A 24,635-nucleotide genomic window follows, 5' to 3' on the forward strand; every position below is an offset into this window, starting at 1 on the left:
TAGGTGGTGTGGAAATAATGAAAGAGCCTTCACGCTCGGGAAACCGTCCGTTTTACTTGTCTTCTCGCATGCATTATTTGCGTGAGAATTTTATCCATCCCCCGTTTGACTATGAGCACGAACTGCTGGAAGCGATCCGCTTCGGCGATGAGAATAGAGCCATGGACATGCTGCGCAAGATTAACGAGCTGGAAGCGGCTGTGCTGGCGACGTATCCGCTTCGGTCGAAGAAGAATGCCCTGATTGCGTCCTGCACCTTATTTACCCGGGCGATTATCAAAGGCGGCGTGGATCCTGAAATTGCATTTCATTTAAGTGACACGCTGATCCTGGAGATCGAGCGAATGAGCGATGTGGAGCGGCTGGTTCATTTTGAATATGAGATGCTGGTGCAGTTTGTGTCGATGATTCGCTCCGAGAAGGAGGACGTGTCTTTCTCTCACATTGTGAACCTGGCGATCTATTACATTAGGGAGCATATTTTTGAGGAGCTGACCCTGCAGAGGGTTGCTGAATATTTGAAAGTCCACCCGAGCTATCTGTCCGATCGTTTTAAGCGGGAGACGGGCGTATCCATAACCACCTTTATTAATCGGCGGAAGATTGAGGAGTCCAAGCATTTGCTGGCCAATACGAATCAGTCGATATCCGAAATTGCTTTTACGTTCAAGTTCTGCAGCCAGAGTTATTATACGCAATTATTCAAGAATTTTACGGGGATGACGCCAAGAAAATTCCGAATAAGCGGGACGGCGCGTTAAAGACGATCCTATCGAGCAACGAGAAGAGAGAGACACTCATGAAGAAACTAAAGCAGAACATGCTTCACTTAAGTCTGGAGAAAAAACTGATTGCGGCGTTCTCCGCCTTTATCATCGTTCCCCTCCTTCTGATCGGGGGCATCGTATCCTGGGTCTACGTGGAGAACAACCGAAGTACGATGATTGATGCCGCCGTTGAGAACAACAAACAAATTATTAAAAATATCGACACCTCTTTACAGCCGCTGCTGCGACTGTCCATGTTCCCGATTCAGGATTCCACGGTGTACGCCATTATGCGCAAGGATTACGGCAAGGTGACGTATCCATTGCTTGAACGGGGGCAGGATTTCGATAAAGTGAACGGCTTGATCCAGAGCGGGATCATGCTGTATTCCGATTTGATTGACTCGGTGGTTATCTATCACGAGAACAGCCGGTCCATCATCGGCCGAAGCAACCGGGAATATATGAACTTCGGTTATTTCAAGGATCAGTTTACCCGCGAGCCTTTTGTCCAAAAAATCCGGGAAGCCTACGGCGGCTTTGTTCCTGTAGGAATTCATAAGGAGCGGCTGCTGTCGACGAAAGGAATGCCGGTCGTGTCAGTGGGCAGGGCCATCATGGACCCGTACACGAAGGAGGATCTCGGCTTTATCCTCTTTAATATTTCGGTGGATAAACTCAAGACGCTGTGGAGCCAGTCGGCATTTTCCGAGAATACGAAATTTTACTTGATCGACGAAACCGATCATATCGTGCACAGCGTTCACCCTGAGGAAATCGGGCGGGCGGCGTCCGAGGTATTAGGGAGCGACTTTCAATATAACGCGGACGGCCAAGTCAACACGCAGATCAATCGGGATACCTACATGATTTCTTCTTCCTCTTCCATGGCAAATTGGAAGGCGGTTACGGTCATACCGAAGAAGGATTTGTTCTCGATTGTTTATCTTATGGTCGCCATCTTGATCGGCGCGTTGATCCTGCTGCTCGTGCTGTCCATCCTGATCTCGGCCCGGATCGCCACCACGATCATGAAGCCGTTGGCGGTGCTGAACAGCAAAATGAAGCTTGTCTCCCAAGGTCAGCTTGACGTAAGCTTTGATACGAGGCAGCACGGCGAAATCGGCGTGATCAGCCATACCGTGGACCAGATGCTGCACGAAATTCGTGATTTAATCGAGCGGATCTATGTGGAGGAAGAGGAGAAGCGGAATCTGGAGATGAATGCGCTGCAGTCGCAGATCCGTCCGCATTTTATATATAATACGCTGAACGTGATCAAGTGGATGGCCAAGATCCAGGGGGCAACCGGCATTGAAGAAGCGCTGCAGGCCTTCTCTTCGGTCATCAAGTTCACGGTGAAGAAGGAAGGCGACTACGTGACCATTGCCGAGGAAGTCGAATTCATGGAGAACTATACGAAAATTCTCGATTTCCGCTATTTTAATAAATTTGATGTCATATACGAGGTGGATCCGGCCGTAATGAATCATAGGACCCTGAAGTTTCTGCTCCAGCCCCTTGTGGAGAACGCGGTGTTCCACGGCTTTGAAGGCATCGATTACAAGGGCAGCCTGATCATATCGATTTATGAGGAATCGGATGTGCTGATTATGAAAGTAAGTGATAACGGGCGCGGTTTTCCGGAGGGCGGACAAGCGAAGGTGGAGCAGGGCGGTCCGCAGGATACCTTCAACTCGATTGGATTGAACAATATACGGAACCGGATATCCCTTCATTTTGGGCCGGAATACGGCCTGTGGATCAAGAGGGGAGAGCATGGCGGAACGGTCGCATGGCTGCGGGTTCCGATCATCACAGAAGAAACAGGGTGATAAGCAAGTGCGAATACTTATAGTAGATGACGAGCCGCTCGTTCGGATCGGGATCAAATCGGCGATTGACTGGGAAGCCCAGGGCGTGGAGATTGTCGGTGAAGCGGGGGACGGCGAAGAAGCGCTGCGTCTGATAACGGAAACGGCGCCGGACGTGGTACTGCTGGATATCAAAATGCCGAAAATGGACGGGATCGAGGTGCTCCGGTCGATCAAGGACCGGCAGCTCCCGGTTCAAACGGTCGTATTGAGCAGCTTTGATGATATTGCGTACGTGAAGGAAGCGTTGAAGCTGGGTGCTTTTGATTATTTCCACAAACCTGACATGAATGAACGCGAGCTGACCGCGATGCTGAAGAGCGTGCGGGAGCAGTATGGGAGCCGGGGGATTCCTGCTCAAATAGGGCCGAATGCAGCGGGCAACCGGAAGGAGCAGATTTTATATGACGCTCTCCATGGCCATGTTCATGATCTGCAGGAAACGGGGCTCAAAGAGGGCAATATGTATGTCGTCCTTTTCAGAATCAAAAATTATCACTCGGTCATCAAAAGGTATGCCAAGGAAACCGAGTCGATCCTGCCGAATACGGTGCAGAACGTCGTCAGCGAGATTCTGTCCACGGAGAAGGAAGTCGAGTACCTTCAGCTGGATGAACAGTGCAGTGCCGTATTCATCAGCAACAGTGAGTTGAAGAGCCTGCTGGCCTCGTTGACGCGCGTTAATAAAATGGTGCAAATGATCAGCTCGGCGCTCAAACGGTTTGTCAATATTGACATCGTGCTGGGCATCAGCGACTGGTTTGCCGATTTCGACGGCATTCGGACGGGGTACGAGCAAGCGGACAAGGCACTATCCCATCAATTTTATCACCCGGATACGTCGATCTTTTATTATCAGCATCTGAAGCAGAAGGGTGAACATGTCTATAAACAGGCCGATGCCTATTTAGGCCAGATGAAGTCTGCGCTCCGGGAAGAAGCCAACGACCGGTTTATGGAGCTGCTGTCCAAGTGGGAGAAGTTTCTGGCGCAAGAAGAATGCATGGAAGAGAAGGATGTCCGCAAGGTATACGAAGGTCTGCTGTTTATGATCGGGGAGGGCACGGGCGTATCGGACGGGGGAGACGTTCAAGAAGAAACATCGGCCTTTGAAGAGATCCATGAGTTTGGGCAGCTGTCGGCCGCATACCGGGCCTTGTTCGAGGAGCGGTTCAAGCAACGCTATCAGCTGGAGCATAAGGGTTACAGCCAGCTAACGCGCAATATTATGGAGTATACGGAAGAGCACTACCCCGAGAGTCTCTCCTTGAAATTGTTCGGGGAGCTGTTCCATGTCAGCCCGAATTATGTCAGCCGGTTGTTTAAGCAAGAGGTCGGTCAAGGACTATTCGATTATATTAATGAGCTCCGGATCGAGAAGGCGAAGGTGCTGCTCAAGGACTACCGCTACAAAATCTATGACGTTGCCGAGATGGTAGGATTTAATAACCAGGCCCATTTTGCCATTGTATTCCAAAAATACACGGGCTTTTCTCCTAAACAGTATAGGAAAGAAGAAGTGTGATATTCGAAAAGAAAGTGTGATTTTTCATAAAAACGCCTTTGCAGTGCAATCTATTTATAAAAAAATAGTCAATTTTAAAAAATTAATCATCATTTGATTAATTTTTTTTATTGTCTCGGGTCTATATGATGAAGGTGCAAGGTAAAACGAAAAGAAACGTGGGGGGTAGCATCATGGGTAAATGGAACAAGAAGTTTTCAGCCATGCTGGTGTTGTGCCTGGCTCTTGTTGTTGGTTTAACCGCTTGCGGCGGCAATAAAAGCGCTGACAATACAGATAACGGAGCCGGAGACGCTGCTGAAAAAGTAACGGTGAATTTCGGATTCTGGGGTACGGCGCAGGATTTGGAGATTTATCAGAAAGCCGCGGACACCATCTCCGAGCAGTATCCGGAGATCGAACTGAAAATCAAACAATATCCAAGCAGCGAGCAGTTCTGGAACACGCTTCCGGGTGAAATCGCTGCCGGCGTCGCGCCGGACTTCATTAAAATGTCCAACGAAGGTGCTTACGAGTACATCAACAAAGGATTGTTCTCGCCAATCGATGACCTGGTTCAAGCCACGGGCGTCGACATGAACCGTTTCCCGGATACATCGAAGAACATCTGGAACGTGGATGGAAAACAATACGGTGTGCCTAACAGTGATATGCCTGCGATGTTCTTCATCAACGAGCAAATGTGGAAAGATGCTGGCCTCGGCGAGTACCCAGCCACTTGGGATGAAGTGATCGAAGCAGCGAAAGTACTGAACAAAGGGGATGTGAAGGGCATCATCGTCAATCTGGATGCCTTCCATATTACGAACTACGTGAAGAGTTTCGGCGGCGGCTGGGGTAACGGTGAGACCATCAACTCCCCAGAGAACGTAAAAGCGCTGGAAATGATCATCGATATGTATGATCAGGGACTTGCTGTAACTCCTAAATCCCTTGGCTTTGGCTGGGACGGCGAAGTATTCAGCAACGAGCAGGGCGCTATGAGTACAGGTGGTTACTGGTACAAAGGTTACCTGAAGGATGCCAATCCGGACCTCAAAATGGTAGCTATTCCGGTGCCAAAAGGAACAACCAACGGCAGCACCATGAGCTCTGACGCTTACATGGTACTGAAAGACGCGAAGAACAAAGAAGCTGCGCTCAAAGCTGCTTATTACATGACCAATGACGATACGCAAACCGCATTCATGGAGCTTGGCTTCAATCCGGCGGTAGCCTCATTGTCCGAGCAGTACTTCGAGAAAAACCCTGAATTCAAGGCGCTGCAGCCTGCGCTGGAGTACAGCACAGACTATGGTTATCCGACAGATACCAAGCGTTTCACGGATGAGCTCGTTAAAGAATTGGAAGGCTTGATTCTTGGCGGCTCCGGTAAAACGGCTCAGCAAATTCTCGACGATATTCAAGGCCAATTCAAATAAAAAAGGCAACACCCGCTCCCGCTCCTTGTTCTCAGGGGAGCGGGAGCCTTTGTTCACATACTAGAATTTATAAATTTTTTGGGGTCCCCGCAAAGTATTTGGAATAAGCAACGTAGCATAGGCTCCACTTTGTGGGGGTATTTTCGTGATCCATCCAAATTGAGTATGGGAGTGGGGGATAACTTTTGTCCGATTACAGCAGCAAGCACGCTGATTTGAAAGGAAACAAGATCAGGCAATCCTGGTTCCGTTCGTTGGCAGACTCCGACAAGACGCTGGGCTGGTTGTTTTCACTGCCCTTTTTGATATTGTGGGCGTGGTGGTTTCTCTATCCATTTATCCAGTCTTTCGTAAGAAGTTTTCAGGATGCGAATTTCGCTGCCTTGGACCAGGCGAAATTCATCGGCCTAGAAAACTATGTCACGATACTTCAAGATAAAGAATTCTTCCGGGCGCTGCTTCATTCCCTGGAAATTGTGATCATCTCGATTCCGATTCAGACTGTTCTCGGTCTGCTCTTGGCCATCCTGGTCAATCAGAAGCTGAAGGGCAAGGGGATATTTCGGACGGTATTCTTCATTCCGTATATCACCTCGCAAATCGCGATCACAACCGTATTCATGATGCTGTTTAAGCAGGGAACCTTTCTAACGGAATTTTTCGGAGCGTTGGGCTTCGGGAATGTGACATGGTTTGCGGATACCAACTATGCGCTCTTATTCGTATGTATTCTGTTTATCTTCCAGCAAGCGGGCTTCACCATGATTGTATATTTGTCGGGTCTGCAGGAAATTCCGAAGGATCTGTATGAAGCGGGCGAGATTGACGGAGCGTCCAAGTGGAACAAATTCCGCTACATTACGGTGCCGTTCCTGAAGCCGATCACGTTCTTCATCGTGTCGGTATCGACGATTGCCGGCTTCCAGATCTACGACCAGATTGCGGCGATTTCCCGGTATGGCGCACTCGGTTCGCCTGCGGGCGCTACCAGTACGGTGGTCACGTATTTCTACCAGCACGGGATCCGTTACATGAACATTGGTTACGGAAGCGCGGCGGTGGTGCTGTTCTTCATGATCATCATGCTGATTACGTACCTGCAAAAAAAATTCTTGGATGAGAAGGAGTGAGAGTAATGTTGACCCGTACGAACAACGGTCGGCTGTTTCTGTATATCGGCACGATCATTCTGGGGCTCTTATTCGCCCTTCCTTTTCTCTATACCATCTATACGTCCATCATCCCGATGCGCCACGTCAATACGCTGACGTCGCCGGCAAACTGGACGTTCGAGAACTTTAAAATCTTCTTCACGAACGATGCGTACAACGTGCCGAGATGGTTTTTGAACACCGTGATCATGACCGGCGTCGTTGTCATTGGGAACCTCATCATTAACCCGATGGCCGGCTTTGCGCTAGCCAAGCTGAATTTCAAGGGGAAAGGCCTGATTTACTGGATCGTCGTGGCTACCATGATGGTGCCTTACCATATGATCCTGATCCCGGTGTACGTAAATGTGGCGCAGCTTGGATGGCTGAACACGTTCTGGGGGTTAACGGTACCTTTCCTGTATCAGGGCTTGTACATCTTCATGCTTCGTCAGTTCTTTATCTCGGTTCCGAATGAGTTTTTGGAGGCTGCGCGGATGGATGGCCTGACAAAGATGGGGGCTTTCTGGCGGATCGTGTATCCGCTGGCCCGTTCATCGCTGATTACGATGTCGATTCTTGCTTTTGCCGGAACCTGGAACAGTTACCTCGTTCCGAGCACGCTGGCGAATACGCCGGAAATGTATGTGCTGGTTGTGGGTCTGAACAGCGTGAAGGATATGTTCTTTGAGAATACGCCGATGATTATGGCCGGGGTCGTGCTGTCCACGCTGCCAATCATCCTGTTCTTCTTCCTGTTCCAGCGTCAATATATCGAGGGGATTTCGAACGCCGGGGTCAAAGGCTGATAAAGAAGCATCGGGAGGGATTAGACATGGATAACGTGGAACAGCGCGCAAAGGACATTCTCGCGCAGATGACCTTGACCGAGAAGATCGGTCAAACGGTGCAGTACGGCCGATGCGAGGAGCAGGAGCTGAAGCTGGTTGCCGAAGGCAAGATCGGATCGCTGCTGAATGTGCATGGTCCGAAAAAGATCAACGAGCTCCAGCGGCTGGCCGTGGAGGAAACGCGGCTGGGGATTCCCCTTCTCATCGGGGACGATGTCATTCACGGTTTTCGTACCATCTTTCCGATACCGCTCGGGGAAGCCGCCAGCTGGGATCTCGAAGGGATGGAGAAAAACGCCCGCATGGCGGCAATAGAGGCCGCGGCGGAAGGCATCCGCTGGACCTTTGCCCCGATGGTGGACATCACGCGTGATCCCCGTTGGGGCCGCATCGCGGAGAGTACGGGGGAGGATGCCTATCTGTCCTCCCTGGCCGCTGCCGCGAAGGTTAGAGGATTTCAAAGTCCGAATAAGGATGGCTACCCGACGGTAGCGGCATGCGTGAAGCATTTTGCCGGTTATGGCTGGGTTGAAGGCGGCCGGGACTACGATACGACGGACATGTCGGAGCGGACGCTGCGGGAAACCGTGCTGCCGCCGTTTGAGCACGGGATTCGGGCAGGGGCTCTGTCCGTGATGAGCGCCTTCAGCGAACTGAACGGGGTTCCTGCTTCAGGAAGCCGTTATCTGCTGCGGGATATCTTGAAGCGGGAGTGGGGCTTTGACGGCATGGTGGTCAGCGACTGGGAATCGATCGAAGAGCTGATCTACCACGGCTATGCGGAAGACCGGAAGGATTCCGCGCGGAAGGGATTGAACGCCGGGGTCGACATGGACATGCATTCCGGCGTCTATCTCGATCATCTGGAGGCGCTGGTCCAGGATAACCCTGAGCTGCTCAAGCTGTTGGATGACGCGGTGCTTCGCATATTGCGGGTGAAAATCCGCCTCGGATTGTTCGAGAACCCGTATGTAAGCGAAGACGCAGAAGAAGCCGGAGATCCGCTGAAAGGGCAAGCCATTCCTGCGGCACATCTGGCTCAGGCCAGGGACAGCGCCCGGAGATCGATCGTGCTGCTGCAGAATAACAGCGGGATTTTGCCGCTGGATACCGCTAAGCACAAAAAGCTGGCCTTGATCGGGCCGCTGGCCGATGACCGCCACAACTCGATGGGCTGCTGGGCTTGGAAAGGCCGGGATGAGGACGTTGTCACGGTATGGGACGCTTTTCAATCGGAAATCGCACCGAAGGCCGAGGTGTTCTACGAGGAGGGCAGCGGGATTCTGGAGGAAATGGATGGGGGAGTGGAACGGGCTGTGGAGCTCGCTAGACAGAGTGATGTCGCCGTAGTCGTTGTGGGTGAATCCGAAGCAATGACGGGCGAACACTACAATGTGACCTCGATTACGCTTCCCTCCTGTCAGGAGCGATTGATTCAGGAGCTGAAACGGCAGACCGGCACGCCGATCGTCGTCGTGCTGATGAACGGCCGTCCGCTTGCCACTCCATGGCTGCATGAACATGCAGACGCCGTAGTGGAAGCTTGGCATTTGGGAACCGCCACAGGCCTTGCGCTTGTGGATGTGCTGACCGGCGCTCACAATCCGAGCGGTCGCCTGCCGGTTACCGTTCCGCGCGCAACGGGCCAAATTCCGATGTATTACAACCGGAAGAATACCGGACGTCCTCATTTGTACGAAGATTATATCGATTGCGACGATGCTCCGCTGTATCCGTTCGGGTACGGCCTCAGTTATACAACATTCGAATATACGGATTTGCAGCTGGATCGGCATCAAATTGGCCGGGACGGGACCGTGCATGTATCCGTGAGCATAACGAATACCGGATCCAGAGCCGGCGAGGAGACCGCGCAGCTGTATATCCGCGACTTGGTGGCAAGCTCTACCCGGCCGGTCAAAGAGTTGAAGGGATTCCGCAAGGTACAGCTGCAGCCGGGTGAAAGCAGGGAGGTACATTTTACGCTGGGACGTGAAGAGCTGGGGCTGTTGGATGAAAGGCTTGATTTTACGGTAGAGCCCGGAAAGTTCCATGTCTGGGTCGGACCGCATTCGGAAGAAGGACTGCAGGCTGAGCTTGCGGTTGTTGAATAAACCGGAATCAAAGGGGGATTTAAACATGGACTACCGTGTAATTAAAGAAGGAGATTTATTCTTTCTGACTGGACTTAACGGAGATATCGTCCAAGGGGACGATCAGGGCCATGGCTTGTATACGAAGGATACCCGTTTCCTGAGCCGCATGGAGCTGTTCATCGATGGCCAGAAGCCTTCGCTCCTGTCCTCCACGGGGGATAAAAGCTATGTGGCCTCCTTCCGCCTGATGAAGGATGCCAAGGATGAAGGGGCGATTGAAGTACTTCGGGAGCGTTTCATCTATGATGGCGTCCTGTATGAGCGCTGCACGCTGACCAATTACTTTGTGACCGATTCGAATATCGAGTTTGCCGCGTCCTTTGATGCCGATTTTCAGGATATGTTCCTGGTGCGCAAATACCGTACAGGGGAAGTCGGCAAGATGGAGGGTATACAGACAGGCGATCAAGAGATGACACTGGCTTATGTCGGCGCTGACAACCTGAGAAGACAGACGCGCATTGCTTGGGATGCGGACGGCGGCCAAATGGATCAAGCCGGGAATGTTTCGTTCCCTTTGTCCCTGAAAGCCAAAGAGCAGAAGGTGATTACGTTCTTTGTCACGCCGATGACGGAGCAGCATTCCGCAGGGACGCCGCTGACCTACGAAGAGGGGCTGAAGAAACTCGAAGCCTCCTATGAAGCTTGGTACGCGAACAGCTCGCGGGTCCAATCGGATTCCGCGCTGTTCAGCGGCTTGTACCAAAGAGGACTGCAGGATCTGCGCATGCTGACGACCGATGTGGGCTTCGGTGATACAACGGTCGCGGGACTGCCGTGGTTCGCGGTTCCATTCGGCAGAGACAGCTTGATCACGGCGATGTTCATGCTTCCGGTGAACCCGCAGCTTGCCAAAGGAACCTTGAGAACGCTGGCGGCTTATCAAGGCGAGAAGACGGACCCTTGGCGGGATGAGCAGCCGGGCAAAATCATGCATGAGATTCGCTACGGAGAGCTGGTCACGACGAATCAGTCCCCGTTCTCGCCGTACTACGGCACCATCGATTCCACGCCGCTGTTCCTGGCGCTGATCGGCGAGTATTACCGCTGGACGGGCGATCTCTCCCTGGCGGAGGAGCTCAAGCCGAACATGCTGCGGGCACTGGATTATATCGATGCCGCGCTGGAAGCGGGCTCCGGCTTCATGGCCTACAAGCAGAAAGCCGAGAAAGGCTTCCCGAACCAAGGCTGGAAGGATTCCGCCAACTCGATCATCCATGAGAACGGCGAGTATGCGGAATCCCCGATCGCACTGTCGGAGGTCCAGGGTTACGTGTATCAAGCGAAGCAGTCGCTGGTACCCGTCTTCGCGGAGCTGGGCGAGCTGGAACTGGCCCGCAGGCTGGAGTCGGAAGCCGAGGAGCTTCGCGTCCGTTTCGAAGCGACCTTCTGGATGGAGGATGAGCAGTGTTACGCCATCGCGCTGGATAAGGATCTGCGCCAGGTACGCAGCGTGTCCTCGAATCCCGGGCATTTGCTTATGAGCGGTTTGCCGGAAGAGAGCCGCTCGAAGGCGCAAGCCGAGCGGATGCTTAGAAACGACATGTTTAACGGTTACGGCATCCGCACGATGAGCACGGACTCCACCGGATATTACCCGATGAGTTATCACAACGGCAGCGTATGGCCGCATGACAATGCAATGATTCTGCTGGGACTCGGCAAGCAGGGGTTCAAGGAGGAGGCAGGGAAGGTGATCTCCGGCCTGCTGCAGGCATCGGCTCATTTTGAGTACCAGCGTCTGCCGGAGCTGTTCTGCGGGCATGATGCGAAGCTGGGCCATCCGGTTCCGTATCCGACAACCTGTTCGCCGCAGGCTTGGGCGGCCGGAACCTCGATCGTCTTCCTGCAGGCGATGCTCGGATTGTATCCGAACGGGGCGAAGAAGGAAATCGCGTTGTCGCCGTTCCTTCCGGAAGGGATAAACGAACTGAAGGCCGAGAAGATTGCGATCGGAAACGGGCACCTTTCGGTTAGCGTCGTGCGCGAGGCTGACGGCAGCAGCGCGTTCCACGTGGAAGTGCTTGAGAACACAACAGGATTTCATCTCGTTGGCTGATCGGTCATAAGACGTATGGCGGAACAACCTGTCTCTTAGTGTTTAAGGGGCAGGTTGTTTTTTTGTTGAAATATGAGGAACGTATGTTCTATAATGATGGAGCGAGTTCGAACATATTAGTGTATACATATTGGATTGGAGAGAACATATGAATTCCTATTGTACATATGCCTTACATCAGATTGAGGTGGCTGTCGTCTCGATTGTCGCGATCATCGATAGGCTGGATGAAGCGGATCTGCTCGTCAAGCCGACGGAGGGCAAGCATTCCGTTGGAGAGCTGCTCAAGCATATCGCCGTAATCTGCCGGGCCGATTTTCACATATCCGGAGGAGCCACGCAAGAGGAGATGAGCGCCTATTATGCAGGTGTATCGTTAAATAACCTGAAGGATTTACAGGCTGAATTATTAAGCAACTATTCTTATCTGGAGCAGGCTTATCGAGAGATGACGGAAGAAGGGCTCCATCAGGAGATGACGTCCTACTGGGGTGCCACCTATTCGAGGTACGAATGGCTGCTCGAAATCGTGGCGCATATGTATCACCACAGAGGACAGCTGCATGCGATGCTGGTTCATTGTAACGGGAAGGATCCGAAGGTACCGTTATTCGAATAGTTTTTGCCCGGCAGAGGAGCTAAAGGAGGGACCACGCAACGAATCCTATGGGATTCGTATGTAATTCAAGGTATGCAAAAGGCACCCCAAATCCGGAAATGACCGGAAATGGGGTGCCTTTTAACCCTTTTTATTAGCCTTTCTAGCTGTTTACATCGGATCTGGCAATATGGGCATTTGCCCAATCCGCATGGTCGTAGCCAGTGCCGTCTCCGCCATCAGTGACGACCAGTTTCAGTACGTTTGCGCCGGAGATATCCGCATGAACTTTTTTGGCGGAATCAGATCCGGTAACAAGCCCGCTGTCATAGACCTTCTCGCCGTCTGCCCAAATTTGAAAGACGACCGATCCTCTATTACCCACTTCATCATCGATTCCGATATCTGCAGTAAATGTAGAGAAGCTGCCGCCTATATAATAAGCAATCTCAGCATTCGCATGCACACCTAAGCCTTTCGTATATTCTACGCCGCCAATCGTTATGGTTTTTCCGTCGTCTTTTGCTTTTTCACCGTTGCTTTGATCCCGTTCCACGGGCCCCCAATGATTTGCGGAATGAATCCATTCCACATCACTTACATAAGAATCGGCAGCTGGGAGCCGTTCTGGTATCCAGACTATAGAGTCGGCACTCCATTCTGTTTGCTTATTATTTTCCCCATATTCAAATAAGACGGCTGCATCTAATTTTGCGAATCCAGGCTCAGCAGTATCAGGGGGCGTCACACGCCAATCTGTTTCAATCGAACTTCCAGGCGAAAGATGGGTGACCAGAGGATCCGTCACTGCCTCTACACTCCAACCATCAGGGGCCGTTAAGTCCAATTGGATGGCCTCGATTGTGTTTTGTCCATAATTTGTAAATTTCGTGGTTAATAGGGCGGTTTCACCCGGAATAACGTAGTGATTACGATAAGAAAATGTGGTTGCCGATTGGACATCAATCGTGTAATGCGTTTCGGGAATCCATTGCTTACGGTAAAAGTCGCGTCCTTGGACTACGACCCTGTCATCGTAAATTTGCACATACAATCCTTGGCTTTCGTCCCAGTTTACTGTCGGTGCGAAGGTTGTATAATAGACAGAAGCTGTATTGATGCTCGTAAATTCATTCTGGGTTAGGTTAATATTTGGCAGTCGCATATCCCGATGGGTATGGCCAGAGAATAAAATAACTTGCGGATACTTCGAGAAGAGATCGGTTAGACGCTTTTCTGCTGCTTCATATACGGCGGAAAGGGGCTGATGAAGAAAAACAAACATAGGCTTTTCGCTCTTGCTGCGTTTCTCCAAAGTATCTTCCAGCCAATTCAACTGCTCGTCGCTCAGATAGGCATCGTCTTTGGCGGGAGAATCGACAGGCCCCCAGCTTTCAGAGCCAAGGAATATAAAAGGATAGCCATTCACCATTTTCTCGTAATACACCTGCTCCTCTTCGATAAAGTCTGCGAACCGACGGGTGTTCACTTCATTTCCAGCTCCATTAAAAAACTCATGATTCCCAATGGTCATATACAGATTCATCGGTTTAGGCGATTGATCAAGAAGCTCGCGAGCCTTTGCATATTCTTCGGGAAAACCGTTATTCGTTATATCTCCGTTGATGACCAAAGCATCCGCCAGCGGGTCAATGGAATGCAGGTCGTGAAGCGCTTTCGAAAGCTTGTTATGAGAGAACGATGTATCCCTAATATGCAGGTCACTGATCACTTGAAAGGTTGCTTTTGGTTTTTTTTCATTTGCATGGATGTCCTCTTGGGCTGATTGCGCGTGCACCGGAGCACCCAAGGGGAAAAGCATACAAGCGGCTAAACCGAGACAAGCCATTACTTTTTTCATTATTATACCCTCCTCAAACGTTCATATAGTTTTCACTTCGCTTTTCTCGGCAGCTACTGCGGACCATTAGTTTTGTCGGCAAATAGCTGATCAATGGCAAAGGTATCCCCCCTTCCATGCGCTGAAGCAGCAATTTGACTGCGATTCTCCCCATCTCCTGCTTGTGGACCTGTACCGTTGTTAACGGAGGGTTAATGAATTCTGACATTTCGACATTATCAAAAGAAACAACAGATATATCATTTGGAATCGATAGCCCATATTCACCAATTGCCTTATACGCCCCAAATGCCATTTTGTCGCTAGCTGTAAATACGGCCGAGGGCGGACTCTGCGTGTTTAAAATTTGTTTCATGGCTTCATAACTCCTGGTCAGATCAAAGCAGCCGTCTTGAACCCACTCCGGAACAATGTCAAGTTGGTTCAACTCCATCGCTTCTTTAAAACCATAGAAACGTTCTTCTTGATCAATCGGCATTCCAACTTGAGAGCTTCCGCCAATATAAGCAATATTGCGATGACCAAGATCCACCAAATATTGAACTGCTTGCATTGCCGCATTGCGAAAATCCACCGTAACATAATCAATGTCCAGCTTAGGGATTCCGCCCACCGATATGACAAATGGAACCCGCTTATTAAGCTCATTTATGAAATCATGCTTAAGCGGTCCGATACAAATAACTCCTAAGTCAATCTCGTTCATATCCCCAAATAAATTGAAATTGAAAATATCTTGCACCTCAAATGTAAAGTCCAATATACATTCTTGATCAAGCAATTCACTTTCGATCCCGTAAATGATCTCTGAAAAATACGGATCTTGGTATTTATCTTTTACATCATATAAAGCGAGTCCTATTCTCTTTGGAACTTTTTTATTCACTGAAAAATTTTCATTTTTTTGCAGTGAATTGTTAAACTTATGGTAACCCAGGTCCTTGGCAGCTTGAATAATGCGCAGACGCGTTTGGTCGTTTACAAGTGCTGTTGAGTTTGCGTTGTTTAAAGCCCTCGATACAGAAGAAATAGATACATTTGCATGGTCGGCAATGTCTTTTAAAGTTATTTTCATTTCGGCATAACACCTGTCTATTGAAATTTTGGAAAGCGCTTACCGTTCCCTTTGTCGCCATCTTATTCTACATTGGAAAATTATTCAACATTTTTTTTGCGCAATTTTTCATTTTTTTGCTGCAAATGTCCCCGATAACCTTGGCAGATCCCGCCGGTCCGGGAATGTATCGAAGTGAGATGGTGTTAGCGTGGTCTTTAAGGTGATGCGATATCATGAATTCGCCGTTCGCGCCATGATATTTGTTACATTGAGTTGATATTCTTTTAAATTCGACAAAATAATACAAATTTCGCTATAGACTATGGCTAAATCATTCCTCTATGATAGATATTAAATAGATTGGCAAGCTATTCTGAAAGCGCTATCCTAATCTTCGCTGAACCGAATGATCCTAAGACTAGGGGGAATCCACCAAACCAGGGATATAGTAGAATCTGTTGTTAACGGAATGGTAAGCGTATACATGATACATCGAAGTCCTAATGAGCGTCGTTAACACAGGTTTTACAAATCGTTAATACTGTCATGATCTTATCGCCTTATCATAAAGTGTGTTCGGTAAAAGGGGGACACGCACTTATGGCAGATCAAAGGACACGGCGTCTTCCCGTAATCGCTTCGATTACCAAGCTGGAACAGATCGATGCGGCTGTGAACAGCACGGTGGAACGGGTGAACCTGATGACAGGCGATATCTTAAAACTCAGAGATATCGTTAATCGACTTCACTCCTCAGGCAAAAAAGTGTTTGTTCATCTGGAGATGGTAAGCGGCATTGGCAGGGATCATTCGGCTGTACAGTATTTGGCGGATTCGTACAAGATCGACGGAATCATTACGACGAAGACGAATACGGTGTTGGCTTCGCGCCAAGCGGGCATTAGCTCGATACAGCGAGTGTTTGCCATTGATACGACTGCTTTAAGAACCGCAGTGAAAATGATCGGACAAGCCCGTCCGGATGAGGTGGAATTAATGCCGGGACTCATGCCCCGTGTAATCCGCGACCTGAAAAAGGAAATTCACTGTCCGCTTATTGTGGGGGGTTTTTTACGAAGCGAGGAAGAAATCGATGAGGCGCTGGCCAACGGTGCAGACCTCGTATCTACAGGCGATACCCGTTTTTGGACGTAAGGTTCCCTGTTCGGTTGATGGATTAACTATAATTACATATTTGCTAGGGGTGGAGACGATGAGATAACCCGAGTAGCAGCTACTTTAGCTTTTATAGGAGGTGGTGGCTCTTAGGTTGCGCTCTTTTGACGTCTCTATTTTTGTGCGCTTTTTAAGGGGTAGACGGGTTGAATGGATGGGAGAATTCCCTCATTCCTTTAGGATCCGCGTGCCGTTGAACCGGCTATTGGATGAAGTGGATAGACAGCAGTGATGAAGGATGAATGATGAATAGATTCGAGAGGGGACAACAGATCATCTATGAAAAAGAAATCATGGTTGTTAATGTTACTGACCATATTTATGGTGATTACCACGGCTTGCGGAGGCGGGGGTGGTAGTGAAAGTGCCGGAGGCGAGGTTTCGCTCGATGATGTGGAAGCCGCTTCGATGGATATGAAGAATGATACAACGCCTGTTAAAATTCAGTACTGGCATGCCCACGCGGATGCCCAGCTGGAAGGCTTGAACTACATGATCGCAGAGTTTCAGAAGAAGTATCCGCATATTACGGTAGAGCCGGTCTTCCAAGGCGGTTATCCTGATCTTCACAAAAAATTGTCGGCTGCCGTGGCTGCGAATGACGTGCCGGCTGTAACAAATGTTGAGGTTGCGTCCTTGCCAAACTTTGCGGACAGCGGCGTGTTCTCTGATTTGGGCCCATGGATTAAGCGCGATGAAGTGAAGATGGACGATTTCGCCAAAGGGATGCTGAATGCATATGCATTCAATGGCAAGCAATATGGATTCCCTCTGATCGTCAGTACCAGCGTATTTGTATACAACAAAACGATGCTGGACGAGCTGGGTGTAGAGCCGCCGCAGAAGTGGGATGAGATCGATGACTTTAATGCAAAGGTAACGAAAAAAGAAGGCGACAAAACGACGCGTTATGCCTTCTCCGTTCCAGGCTGGGATACGTGGTACTACGATCCGTGGAACATTAACGGCGGCGGACAAATTCTGACCGAGGACCTGAGTGCTTCGGCCGTTGAGACCGAGGATTCTCTCCGGTACCTCCAGAACTTCTACAAGTGGCAAAATGAAGGCAGTATGCATATGGGCTTCGGCAAAGGAGCTTCCGACAATATGCGCCAGATGTTCCTGAACGGAGAAATCGCCATGGTGCAGCATTCATCGGCTCTGCTCAAGATGTACCGCGAGAATGCGGACTTTGAGGTTGGCGTATCCTTTATCCCTGGCGATAAAGTGCGGACCTCCAATATTGGCGGGGCGGGGATCGTCATGATGGACGGTGCCGAGGATCTGGAGAAAGAAGCGGCTTGGAAATTCATCGAGTTCATGACTTCGGCGGAGCAAAACATTAAGTGGGCTGAATCCGTTGGATACCTGCCGACAAGAAAATCCGCAATCGAGTCTGAGGAGGGCAATCAATATTTCGAAAGATGGCCGCAATACAGAGCGGTATACGAGCATTTCGACGAAGTAACGCCGCGCCTGCAGCACCCGGCTTACCCTGAATTCAGCGAAGTTTACAAAGAAGTCATAGGGGAAATGGTGCTGAACAAAAAAGATCCGATACCACTTATGCAGGATGCAGCCAAGAAGATCAACGATATTCTGGCTGACTATGAGTGATGCCTATGGAGACCAATAAACAAGTGACAAAGGCGGCGTCCAATCGGGCGACCGCTTCGGTCTCTAAACGGATGTCCCATACGTTGATCGAGAAGTGGAAGGACTTTTCGTTCGCGGTCCCGGCGTTGTTATTCATGGGCGTGTTTTTGTATTATCCCCTGGGCTATTCCGTGTACATCAGCTTTACGAACTGGAACATGACGCGACCCGTGAAGAAGTTCGTGGGTGTCGATAACTATACGCGCTTGCTATCGAACCCGGATTTCTATCACTCCTTGAAGGTCACGTTCTTGTATACCGTCATGGACGTTGTATTCACGCTTGTCATCGGGCTGCTGCTGGCCCTGCTGCTCAATGTGTCGTCGTCACGGTTGTTCGGTTTCATGCGCGGCGTCATTTTTATGCCCTATTACATCTCAATGGTTGTCGCGGCCATGGTATTTACATGGATTTACAATGGACAATACGGGCTATTGAATTCCATTGTTTCCTGGTTCGGCATGGAGCCGGTCGAGTGGCTGACCAACCCTTCGACGGCATTGCCGGCACTGGTTGCCGTTTCGGTCTGGAAGGGCGTCGGCTTTGCCATGATCCTCTTTATTGCAGGCATGCGCGGGATTCCGGCCGAGTATTATGAGGCAGCTTCGATTGATGGAGCCAGCAAGTTCCGACAGTTCCGCAACATTACGCTGCCGCTCTTGTCGCCTATGACCCTGTTTCTTGTCATCACCAGCTTTATCTCCTCCATGCAGGTGTTCCAGTCGATCGACGTCATGACAGGCGGCGGTCCGCTCAAGGCAACGAATGCGATTGTGTACTGGATCTATACGATGGCCTTTGATGAATTCAAAACAGGAAGAGCATCGGCGCTTGTCATGATTCTGTTTGTAATCATATTGCTGTTAACATTGGTACAATGGGTGGTCAGCAGGAAGAAGGTGCACTATGAAGGATAATTATATGGCCGGATCCGCCAAGAACCGAAAGACCTTGATGACGCTCCGCATGATCGGAGCCGTGATCGTGACGCTCTTTATGTTCTTTCCGGTGTATTGGCTGCTGATCAGCGCGCTTAAGACGCAGTCTGAGATGCGGATGGCCATACCTACATTCTGGCCGGAAACCTTTGCTTGGCAGAACTTTGCCGAAGCCTTCCGGGTTATCCCTTATGCAAGATTTTTCGGCAATACGCTGCTCATGGCGGTTGGAACCATTATTTTGCAGCTGAATGTGGCGCTTATGGCGGCGTTTGCATTTGCAAAGGGGAAGTTCTGGGGACGGGACGCGCTGTTCTTGCTCGTTCTCGCCGCATTGATCGTGCCGGAGCAGGTTATTTTCGTTCCGGTATACGTCATGATGTCCAAGCTGGATTGGCTGAATACGTTCTGGGCGCTCATTGTGCCTCACGGGGCTTCCGCCTACGCGATATTCCTGCTCAGGCAGGCGTTCAAAACGATTAACAACGACGTGCTGGAAGCGGCGCGCGTGGATGGAGCCGGTCGTTTCTCCATTCTGTACAAGCTGTTGTTCCCGATGGCGATGCCAACGATCGTTACCATGGGCGTGTTAATCTTCATCTCGTCCTGGAACTCGTATTTCTGGCCGCTGATCATGACCAACAACAACGACATGCGCGTGCTTACCGTAGGCATTGCGATGCTGAGGGATTCTATCGCCGGAAATGAAGCCATGTTCTTCAATGTCATTATGGCGTCCAGCGTCATGGCGATTATCCCGATCGTGCTGGTCTTTACAGTCATGCAGAAGCATATCGTGGCCGCGATGGCGAATTCGACGTTTAAATAATTCGTATAACCGTGATTAAGCAGGTATCCCAGACGGTGTGGAAATGGTGGGTAAGGATACACCGCCATACCGTCTCTTCGTTTTCTCCCGAAGGTTATGATCTGCTGCAGACAGCAGGGATCGGAAAGTTCATGGCGAACAGTCCTATAGAGCTTCAAACGGCGATTCGATCACGTAAGTCCGCCCTTTTGTGGCGACAGTGTGATCGAGGCCATCAATCGACTTATATATGGAGGGAATGGCACATGGAAGTACGTGGATTGGCCCATAGAGGGTATCCGCTGAAATACCCGGAGAACACGATGCTGGGCTTTCGGAAAGCGTTGGAGCTTGGCTTCTCGCACCTGGAGCTGGATGTCCAGCTGACGAAGGACGGCGTGCCCGTAGTGATCCATGATCCGACGGTAAACCGGACGACCAACGGAACAGGAGCAATCAGTGACTTCACGCTGGAGGAAATACGCAAGCTGGATGCAGGCCAGGGAGAAGTCATTCCCACGCTGGAGGAAGCACTGCGTTTTGCCAAGGATCGGATGATCGTTGACATTGAACTGAAGCAGATGGGGGATACCTACCCCGGCCTGGAACAGAAGGTCATTGACGTGATAAAGGAAACGGGCATGGAGAAGCAGGTATTCCTCACCTCCTTCGATCATTATTCCATTGCACGGGCTCGCACGCTTGATCCTGACATCGAGCTGGGGCTGGTGATATATGGGGCCACGCCATCGGTCTTTCCTTACCTGGAGGAGATCGGCGCTCGCTATGTTTCCGTCAAATATGTGTACGTGACCCCTTCGTTTATGGAGGAGGCGCGCAAGCGGGGGATCCAGCTCATTGTCTGGACGCCGGATGATGAGGCCGTGCTGGCTTCCCTTGCCCAGTACCCTGACCTGTTGATTGTAACGAACAATCTGGAGGGCTGGGCCAGAGTTTACAAGGAGAAGAATGCGCTGAACGCGTAACGTAACGGTTCCAGGGCTGACTTGCTTACCTGAGTGACGTATAACGTATACAGGACACTTGCATTTGATACGTCAGGGATCTTTAGAAGTAAACCTTACAGTCGGCATGTGTATAGAATAAGGATCTGCCCTTAGTCGCGATTAGGGGCAGATCTTTTTTTATTAATAGCTTGAATATCCGATATCCTGCGTGTTTCTGCTGCTGAACCCAGCCGGATAACGCTGCAGGATTCATCTTTGCTGCCAATTTTGAAAATTAAATGAAAATTTTCAGTTGACCTGCGGACAATTGTCCGTTAAAATGAAAAACGCATTACCGGACAATTGTCCGTATACAGAGATAAGGGAGGATAAGGTCTTGGATATGGGAGTGGGGCCAAGTTCGGCCAAGATTGATTTAAGCAAAATAAAGAGAGGGCCGATTGTTGCCGCACTGATTATTGGCGCGTTCGTTTCCATCTTGAATGAGACACTGCTGAACATCGCTTTCCCAAGTTTGATGGAGCAGTTTGGTATTGGGGAGTCGACGGTGCAGTGGCTTTCAACCTCCTACATGCTGGTTGTCGGTATTCTGGTGCCGGTCACGGCGCTGCTGCAGCTGTGGTTCACGACAAGACAGATGTTTATAGGCGCCATGTCGCTATTTCTTATAGGTACGATTGTCTGCGGATTTTCACCGGTGTTTGGTGTGCTGCTGGTAGGACGTATCCTGCAAGCGATCGGAACGGGGCTTATGCTGCCGGTTCTGATGAACACGATACTTAGTATTTATCCGCCTCAGAATCGCGGAGCCGCCATGGGGATGATCGGTCTTGTCATCATGACTGCCCCGGCGATCGGACCGACGCTGTCCGGTTTGATCGTGGACGCCCTGAACTGGCGCTGGTTGTTCTATCTGGTCATTCCGCTTGCTGCGTTCTCCATTGCATTCGCAGCGGCTTTCCTTAAGAACGTATCGATACTGACCAAGCCGAAGGTCGATTATATTTCGATTATTCTGTCTACTATCGGTTTTGGGGGTATCGTATACGGATTCAGCAGTGCCGGAGAAGGCACTTGGTCTGATCCGAAGGTAGTATGGTGCATTACGGCAGGGGCTATCAGCTTGCTGCTCTTCGTATGGCGCCAACTGAAGATGAAGGAACCGATGCTGGATCTGCGTACCTTCAAATTTCCGATGTTCTCGCTCGTAACCGTGCTGATGCTGGTGCTGATGATGAGCATGTTCTCCACCATGATCATGCTGCCATTGTTCCTGCAGAACGCACTGGGCTTAACGGCGCTTGCAGCAGGCTTGGTCATGATGCCTGGCGGTATCATCAACGGATTGATGGCGCCGATCACAGGAAAGCTGTTCGATAAATTCGGACCTAGGGTTCTGATTATCCCTGGTCTTGCTCTTTTGAGCGTCGCCATCTTCCTGTTCTCGGGCATCGACTCTTCATGGACTGGTGGTTATGTCATCTTCCTTCATGTTATGATGATGATAGGGATTTCGATGGTTATGATGCCGGCCCAGACTACAGCCTTGAATCAGCTGCCGCGCTTGCTGTATCCGCATGGAACAGCCATCATGAATACACTGCAGCAGGTAGCCGGGGCCGTAGGTATGGCGCTATTTATCAGCATCATGACAGCAGGTGCTAAAAATTACGTTGAAACAACCGGGGATCTCAATCCGGTAGAGAGCATGGTTGCCGGTCTTCATAATGCTTTCGTAATCGGACTCGTTCTTGCAATCATCGCCTTAGTACTGGGCTTATTTGTTAAACGTACAACTTCACCCGTTGAAGAAGAACAGTCTGCTGCATAAGGTTCCCGTGTGTTCAAATTAGAAAGGGATGCGTGCATTGCCGAAAGAGAATGACGAGTTGGGTCAAAAGATTTTGGATACGGCTCAGGCTTTATTTAATAAATACGGAGTCGAGGACGTCTCCATGCATCAAGTGGCGAAAACGGCCGGGATCGGGCAAGGCACCTTGTACCGCCGTTACCCCAGCAAGAGCAAGATTTGCTTCACACTGATGGAAGCCAAGATCGATCGGTTTATGGAAGGGCTGGACGTTTACCTTCAGAGCAGCGATGGTGAACCGGTGGCTCATCGGCTGCGTACGGTGATTACAAAGGTCATTCTGCATTTCAATGAAGATTTGGAGTGGCTAAGGGTGATGCTGACCTCTGACCGTCTGGAGGACACCAAGAACATTATGTGCGAGAACCCGCCCTTCACGTTTTTGCGATTACAGATCAAGCGCCTGCTGGAGCTTGCGGCGGAGCAGGGAGTACTGATGCCGCTTGACCCTCAGTTTACCTCTGTGATGCTCGCATCTCTGCCGCGCGCGGATATCATTCTGTACATGCGTGATATGGGATACAGCGCGGAGCAGATTGCGGAGGAATATTGCAGAAGCTTTGTTGACCCGCTGTTTATCCATCGCTAAGCCAGATAAAGAGGCCGTTTTGGGAGACTTGATAAGTCTATCCCGGAGCGGCCTTTTTCGCGTCTATCGGTACGTTTACTTATCATTTCATTGCAACATTTGGCAAATACAGCCCGTCAGTATAGTAGTACACGATCATTTAAGGCACCTAGAAAGGATGATGAACATGAACAAACAATGGAAGAAGCAAGCGGCGACGCTGATGGTTGCGGCCATGGCAGTTTCCGGTGGCGCAGCGGCTTATGCAGCACCCCAGGCTGGAGGCAGCCAGGAACAAAAACCAGTCGTGATCTCGGCTGTCATTGATTATGGAGTTCTGGTTAACGGTAAGGAAGTGGCGGGCGCCGGTTATATGAACGCCGATGCGAAGCAGGTCATGATCCCGCTGCGCAGCGTATCCGAGGCGCTCGGATTCGAACTGGAGTGGAATCAACAGGACCGCTCTGCGGAGATGACAAAACCGGGATCCCCGATCTGGACCCTTGTGCAAACAGGTAAAGACCAGTATACGGTTAACAAAATGTACAAGTCCCTCGGTGCTGCGCCGGTAAACGTGAAGGGCACGCTCTATGTTCCGGCTAATTTCTTCAGCGAAGTGCTCCAAGCTAACGTATCGGTTGATGGCACGAAGGTGAGCATCTCGTCCGAAGAAGAGATCAAGAAGGAAACCGTAAGTGGTACAATCAGTGAAATTATGAATAATGAAGATCGCAAAGCCGTTCACATTAACGGCACGGGAACCGAGGGAATCGTGCTGAATGTGGATGAGAGCACGATCATCCGCGATGCGGAAGGCAAGAAGATCGAGTTAAAGGATCTAGCGAAAGGGATGGAGATTGAAGCCGTTCACAGCATGGCGATGACCATGAGCCTGCCTCCTCAGACCTATGCTTATGAAATCAGCGTGAAACCGGACAAGGAAGAGACGGAGCAGCTCGCTACAGCTGGTGCCATTACGGATATCAACGCCGATGGCGGTAACCTGCGCGTAACGATTAAGGGCAAGGGATTAACGGAACAATCGCCGAGCGAAGTGATCCTGAATCTGACGCCGGAGACTGTGATCGTAAATAAAGAAGGTAAAACTATGAAGTCCAGTGAACTGACTGGAGAGGCGGAGATTATCGGATACTACAGCCCGGTACTGACCAAGAGTCTGCCGCCAATTGGCAATGCTATCAAAATCGTTCTTCAATAAGGAATGTAAATAAGAAGCCTGGCGGATGACGCCAGGCTTCTTTAGTCGTTTGACGACCTCCTTACCTTCCTGATGAGCAGGTATATTCTTGCCATGCGCAGAATACTGTACA

The 24,635-nt window shown here is 50.3% G+C and carries 19 protein-coding genes; 17 read left to right on the forward strand and 2 right to left on the reverse strand.

Translation table 11 applies throughout. The features are described from left to right. The first annotated feature begins 17 nt into the window (after positions 1-17). The 9 genes from PAEVO_RS23135 (at position 18) to PAEVO_RS23175 (ending at position 12,423) form a co-directional block, all read left to right on the forward strand. Positions 18-761 carry a helix-turn-helix domain-containing protein gene (locus PAEVO_RS23135; RefSeq protein WP_100539877.1) on the forward strand — a complete coding sequence of 248 codons (744 nt, stop codon included), beginning with the start codon at positions 18-20 and terminating at the stop codon, positions 759-761. Positions 762-799: 38 nt separating this feature from the next. After that, positions 800-2,602 carry a sensor histidine kinase gene (locus PAEVO_RS23140; RefSeq protein WP_100539878.1) on the forward strand — a complete coding sequence of 601 codons (1,803 nt, stop codon included), beginning with the start codon at positions 800-802 and terminating at the stop codon, positions 2,600-2,602. A 7-nt stretch (positions 2,603-2,609) separates the two neighbouring features. After that, the gene (locus PAEVO_RS23145; protein ID WP_100540244.1) at positions 2,610-4,166 is read left to right on the forward strand and encodes a response regulator transcription factor; all 1,557 of its coding nucleotides are present in this window, start codon (positions 2,610-2,612) and stop codon (positions 4,164-4,166) included. 173 nt (positions 4,167-4,339) lie between these two features. Beyond that, positions 4,340-5,587 (forward strand): ABC transporter substrate-binding protein, encoded by a 1,248-nt coding sequence (locus PAEVO_RS23150; RefSeq protein ID WP_100539879.1) that lies wholly within the window; start codon positions 4,340-4,342, stop codon positions 5,585-5,587. Between the two features lie 185 nt (positions 5,588-5,772). Next, positions 5,773-6,717, forward strand: coding sequence for a carbohydrate ABC transporter permease (locus PAEVO_RS23155; RefSeq protein WP_100539880.1), 945 nt, complete (start codon positions 5,773-5,775; stop codon positions 6,715-6,717). Between the two features lie 5 nt (positions 6,718-6,722). Beyond that, positions 6,723-7,547 carry a carbohydrate ABC transporter permease gene (locus PAEVO_RS23160; protein WP_100539881.1) on the forward strand — a complete coding sequence of 275 codons (825 nt, stop codon included), beginning with the start codon at positions 6,723-6,725 and terminating at the stop codon, positions 7,545-7,547. A 26-nt stretch (positions 7,548-7,573) separates the two neighbouring features. Then, positions 7,574-9,703 carry a glycoside hydrolase family 3 N-terminal domain-containing protein gene (locus PAEVO_RS23165; protein WP_100539882.1) on the forward strand — a complete coding sequence of 710 codons (2,130 nt, stop codon included), beginning with the start codon at positions 7,574-7,576 and terminating at the stop codon, positions 9,701-9,703. Positions 9,704-9,728: 25 nt separating this feature from the next. Then, the gene (locus tag PAEVO_RS23170) at positions 9,729-11,804 is read left to right on the forward strand and encodes an amylo-alpha-1,6-glucosidase (RefSeq protein ID WP_100539883.1); all 2,076 of its coding nucleotides are present in this window, start codon (positions 9,729-9,731) and stop codon (positions 11,802-11,804) included. A gap of 148 nt (positions 11,805-11,952) precedes the next feature. Continuing rightward, positions 11,953-12,423, forward strand: a complete 471-nt coding sequence (locus PAEVO_RS23175) for a DinB family protein (protein ID WP_100539884.1) — start codon at positions 11,953-11,955, stop codon at positions 12,421-12,423. Between the two features lie 142 nt (positions 12,424-12,565). On the opposite strand, the gene PAEVO_RS23180 is transcribed toward PAEVO_RS23175, so the two are convergent. Beyond that, a complete protein-coding gene (locus PAEVO_RS23180) occupies positions 12,566-14,263 on the reverse strand; it encodes an NPCBM/NEW2 domain-containing protein (protein WP_100539885.1) in 1,698 nt (565 codons plus the stop codon). A 13-nt stretch (positions 14,264-14,276) separates the two neighbouring features. After that, entirely contained in the window at positions 14,277-15,338 is a 1,062-nt protein-coding gene (locus PAEVO_RS23185; protein WP_100539886.1) for a LacI family DNA-binding transcriptional regulator, read from the reverse strand. A 582-nt stretch (positions 15,339-15,920) separates the two neighbouring features. Between PAEVO_RS23185 and PAEVO_RS23190 the strand changes: the two genes are divergently transcribed. The 8 genes from PAEVO_RS23190 (at position 15,921) to PAEVO_RS23225 (ending at position 24,523) form a co-directional block, all read left to right on the forward strand. Further along, on the forward strand, positions 15,921-16,475 hold the full coding sequence (locus tag PAEVO_RS23190; protein ID WP_100539887.1) for a glycerol-3-phosphate responsive antiterminator: 555 nt from the start codon (positions 15,921-15,923) through the stop codon (positions 16,473-16,475). A gap of 300 nt (positions 16,476-16,775) precedes the next feature. Next, positions 16,776-18,113 (forward strand): ABC transporter substrate-binding protein, encoded by a 1,338-nt coding sequence (locus PAEVO_RS23195; protein ID WP_100539888.1) that lies wholly within the window; start codon positions 16,776-16,778, stop codon positions 18,111-18,113. Then, the gene (locus tag PAEVO_RS23200) at positions 18,113-19,069 is read left to right on the forward strand and encodes a carbohydrate ABC transporter permease (RefSeq protein WP_394057926.1); all 957 of its coding nucleotides are present in this window, start codon (positions 18,113-18,115) and stop codon (positions 19,067-19,069) included. Before PAEVO_RS23195 ends, PAEVO_RS23200 begins: the two co-directional genes overlap by 1 nt. Further along, positions 19,059-19,919, forward strand: a complete 861-nt coding sequence (locus tag PAEVO_RS23205; protein WP_100539890.1) for a carbohydrate ABC transporter permease — start codon at positions 19,059-19,061, stop codon at positions 19,917-19,919. Before PAEVO_RS23200 ends, PAEVO_RS23205 begins: the two co-directional genes overlap by 11 nt. A gap of 11 nt (positions 19,920-19,930) precedes the next feature. After that, positions 19,931-20,884, forward strand: coding sequence for a glycerophosphodiester phosphodiesterase (locus PAEVO_RS23210; RefSeq protein WP_243390908.1), 954 nt, complete (start codon positions 19,931-19,933; stop codon positions 20,882-20,884). A 364-nt stretch (positions 20,885-21,248) separates the two neighbouring features. Next, positions 21,249-22,697, forward strand: coding sequence for an MDR family MFS transporter (locus PAEVO_RS23215; protein WP_411829534.1), 1,449 nt, complete (start codon positions 21,249-21,251; stop codon positions 22,695-22,697). A 28-nt stretch (positions 22,698-22,725) separates the two neighbouring features. After that, the gene (locus PAEVO_RS23220; protein WP_243390909.1) at positions 22,726-23,325 is read left to right on the forward strand and encodes a TetR/AcrR family transcriptional regulator; all 600 of its coding nucleotides are present in this window, start codon (positions 22,726-22,728) and stop codon (positions 23,323-23,325) included. A 166-nt stretch (positions 23,326-23,491) separates the two neighbouring features. Beyond that, positions 23,492-24,523, forward strand: a complete 1,032-nt coding sequence (locus tag PAEVO_RS23225) for a copper amine oxidase N-terminal domain-containing protein (protein WP_100539894.1) — start codon at positions 23,492-23,494, stop codon at positions 24,521-24,523. Positions 24,524-24,635 lie beyond the last annotated feature (112 nt).

This window comes from Paenibacillus sp. GM2FR (genome assembly GCF_002803325.1).
GTDB classification, from domain to species: domain Bacteria; phylum Bacillota; class Bacilli; order Paenibacillales; family Paenibacillaceae; genus Paenibacillus_AQ; species Paenibacillus_AQ lautus.

Bases quoted from the DNA above. Each gene is read 5' to 3' on its own strand.
- PAEVO_RS23135 (WP_100539877.1), top strand. From the start codon at position 18: ATGAAAGAGCCTTCACGCTCGGGAAACCGTCCGTTTTACTTGTCTTCT.
- PAEVO_RS23140 (WP_100539878.1), top strand. From the start codon at position 800: ATGAAGAAACTAAAGCAGAACATGCTTCACTTAAGTCTGGAGAAAAAA.
- PAEVO_RS23150 (WP_100539879.1), top strand. From the start codon at position 4,340: ATGGGTAAATGGAACAAGAAGTTTTCAGCCATGCTGGTGTTGTGCCTG.
- PAEVO_RS23160 (WP_100539881.1), top strand. From the start codon at position 6,723: ATGTTGACCCGTACGAACAACGGTCGGCTGTTTCTGTATATCGGCACG.
- PAEVO_RS23165 (WP_100539882.1), top strand. From the start codon at position 7,574: ATGGATAACGTGGAACAGCGCGCAAAGGACATTCTCGCGCAGATGACC.
- PAEVO_RS23170 (WP_100539883.1), top strand. From the start codon at position 9,729: ATGGACTACCGTGTAATTAAAGAAGGAGATTTATTCTTTCTGACTGGA.
- PAEVO_RS23175 (WP_100539884.1), top strand. From the start codon at position 11,953: ATGAATTCCTATTGTACATATGCCTTACATCAGATTGAGGTGGCTGTC.
- PAEVO_RS23180 (WP_100539885.1), bottom strand. From the start codon at position 14,263: ATGAAAAAAGTAATGGCTTGTCTCGGTTTAGCCGCTTGTATGCTTTTC.
- PAEVO_RS23185 (WP_100539886.1), bottom strand. From the start codon at position 15,338: ATGAAAATAACTTTAAAAGACATTGCCGACCATGCAAATGTATCTATT.
- PAEVO_RS23190 (WP_100539887.1), top strand. From the start codon at position 15,921: ATGGCAGATCAAAGGACACGGCGTCTTCCCGTAATCGCTTCGATTACC.
- PAEVO_RS23195 (WP_100539888.1), top strand. From the start codon at position 16,776: ATGAAAAAGAAATCATGGTTGTTAATGTTACTGACCATATTTATGGTG.
- PAEVO_RS23200 (WP_394057926.1), top strand. From the start codon at position 18,113: ATGCCTATGGAGACCAATAAACAAGTGACAAAGGCGGCGTCCAATCGG.
- PAEVO_RS23205 (WP_100539890.1), top strand. From the start codon at position 19,059: ATGAAGGATAATTATATGGCCGGATCCGCCAAGAACCGAAAGACCTTG.
- PAEVO_RS23215 (WP_411829534.1), top strand. From the start codon at position 21,249: ATGGGAGTGGGGCCAAGTTCGGCCAAGATTGATTTAAGCAAAATAAAG.
- PAEVO_RS23220 (WP_243390909.1), top strand. From the start codon at position 22,726: ATGCGTGCATTGCCGAAAGAGAATGACGAGTTGGGTCAAAAGATTTTG.
- PAEVO_RS23225 (WP_100539894.1), top strand. From the start codon at position 23,492: ATGAACAAACAATGGAAGAAGCAAGCGGCGACGCTGATGGTTGCGGCC.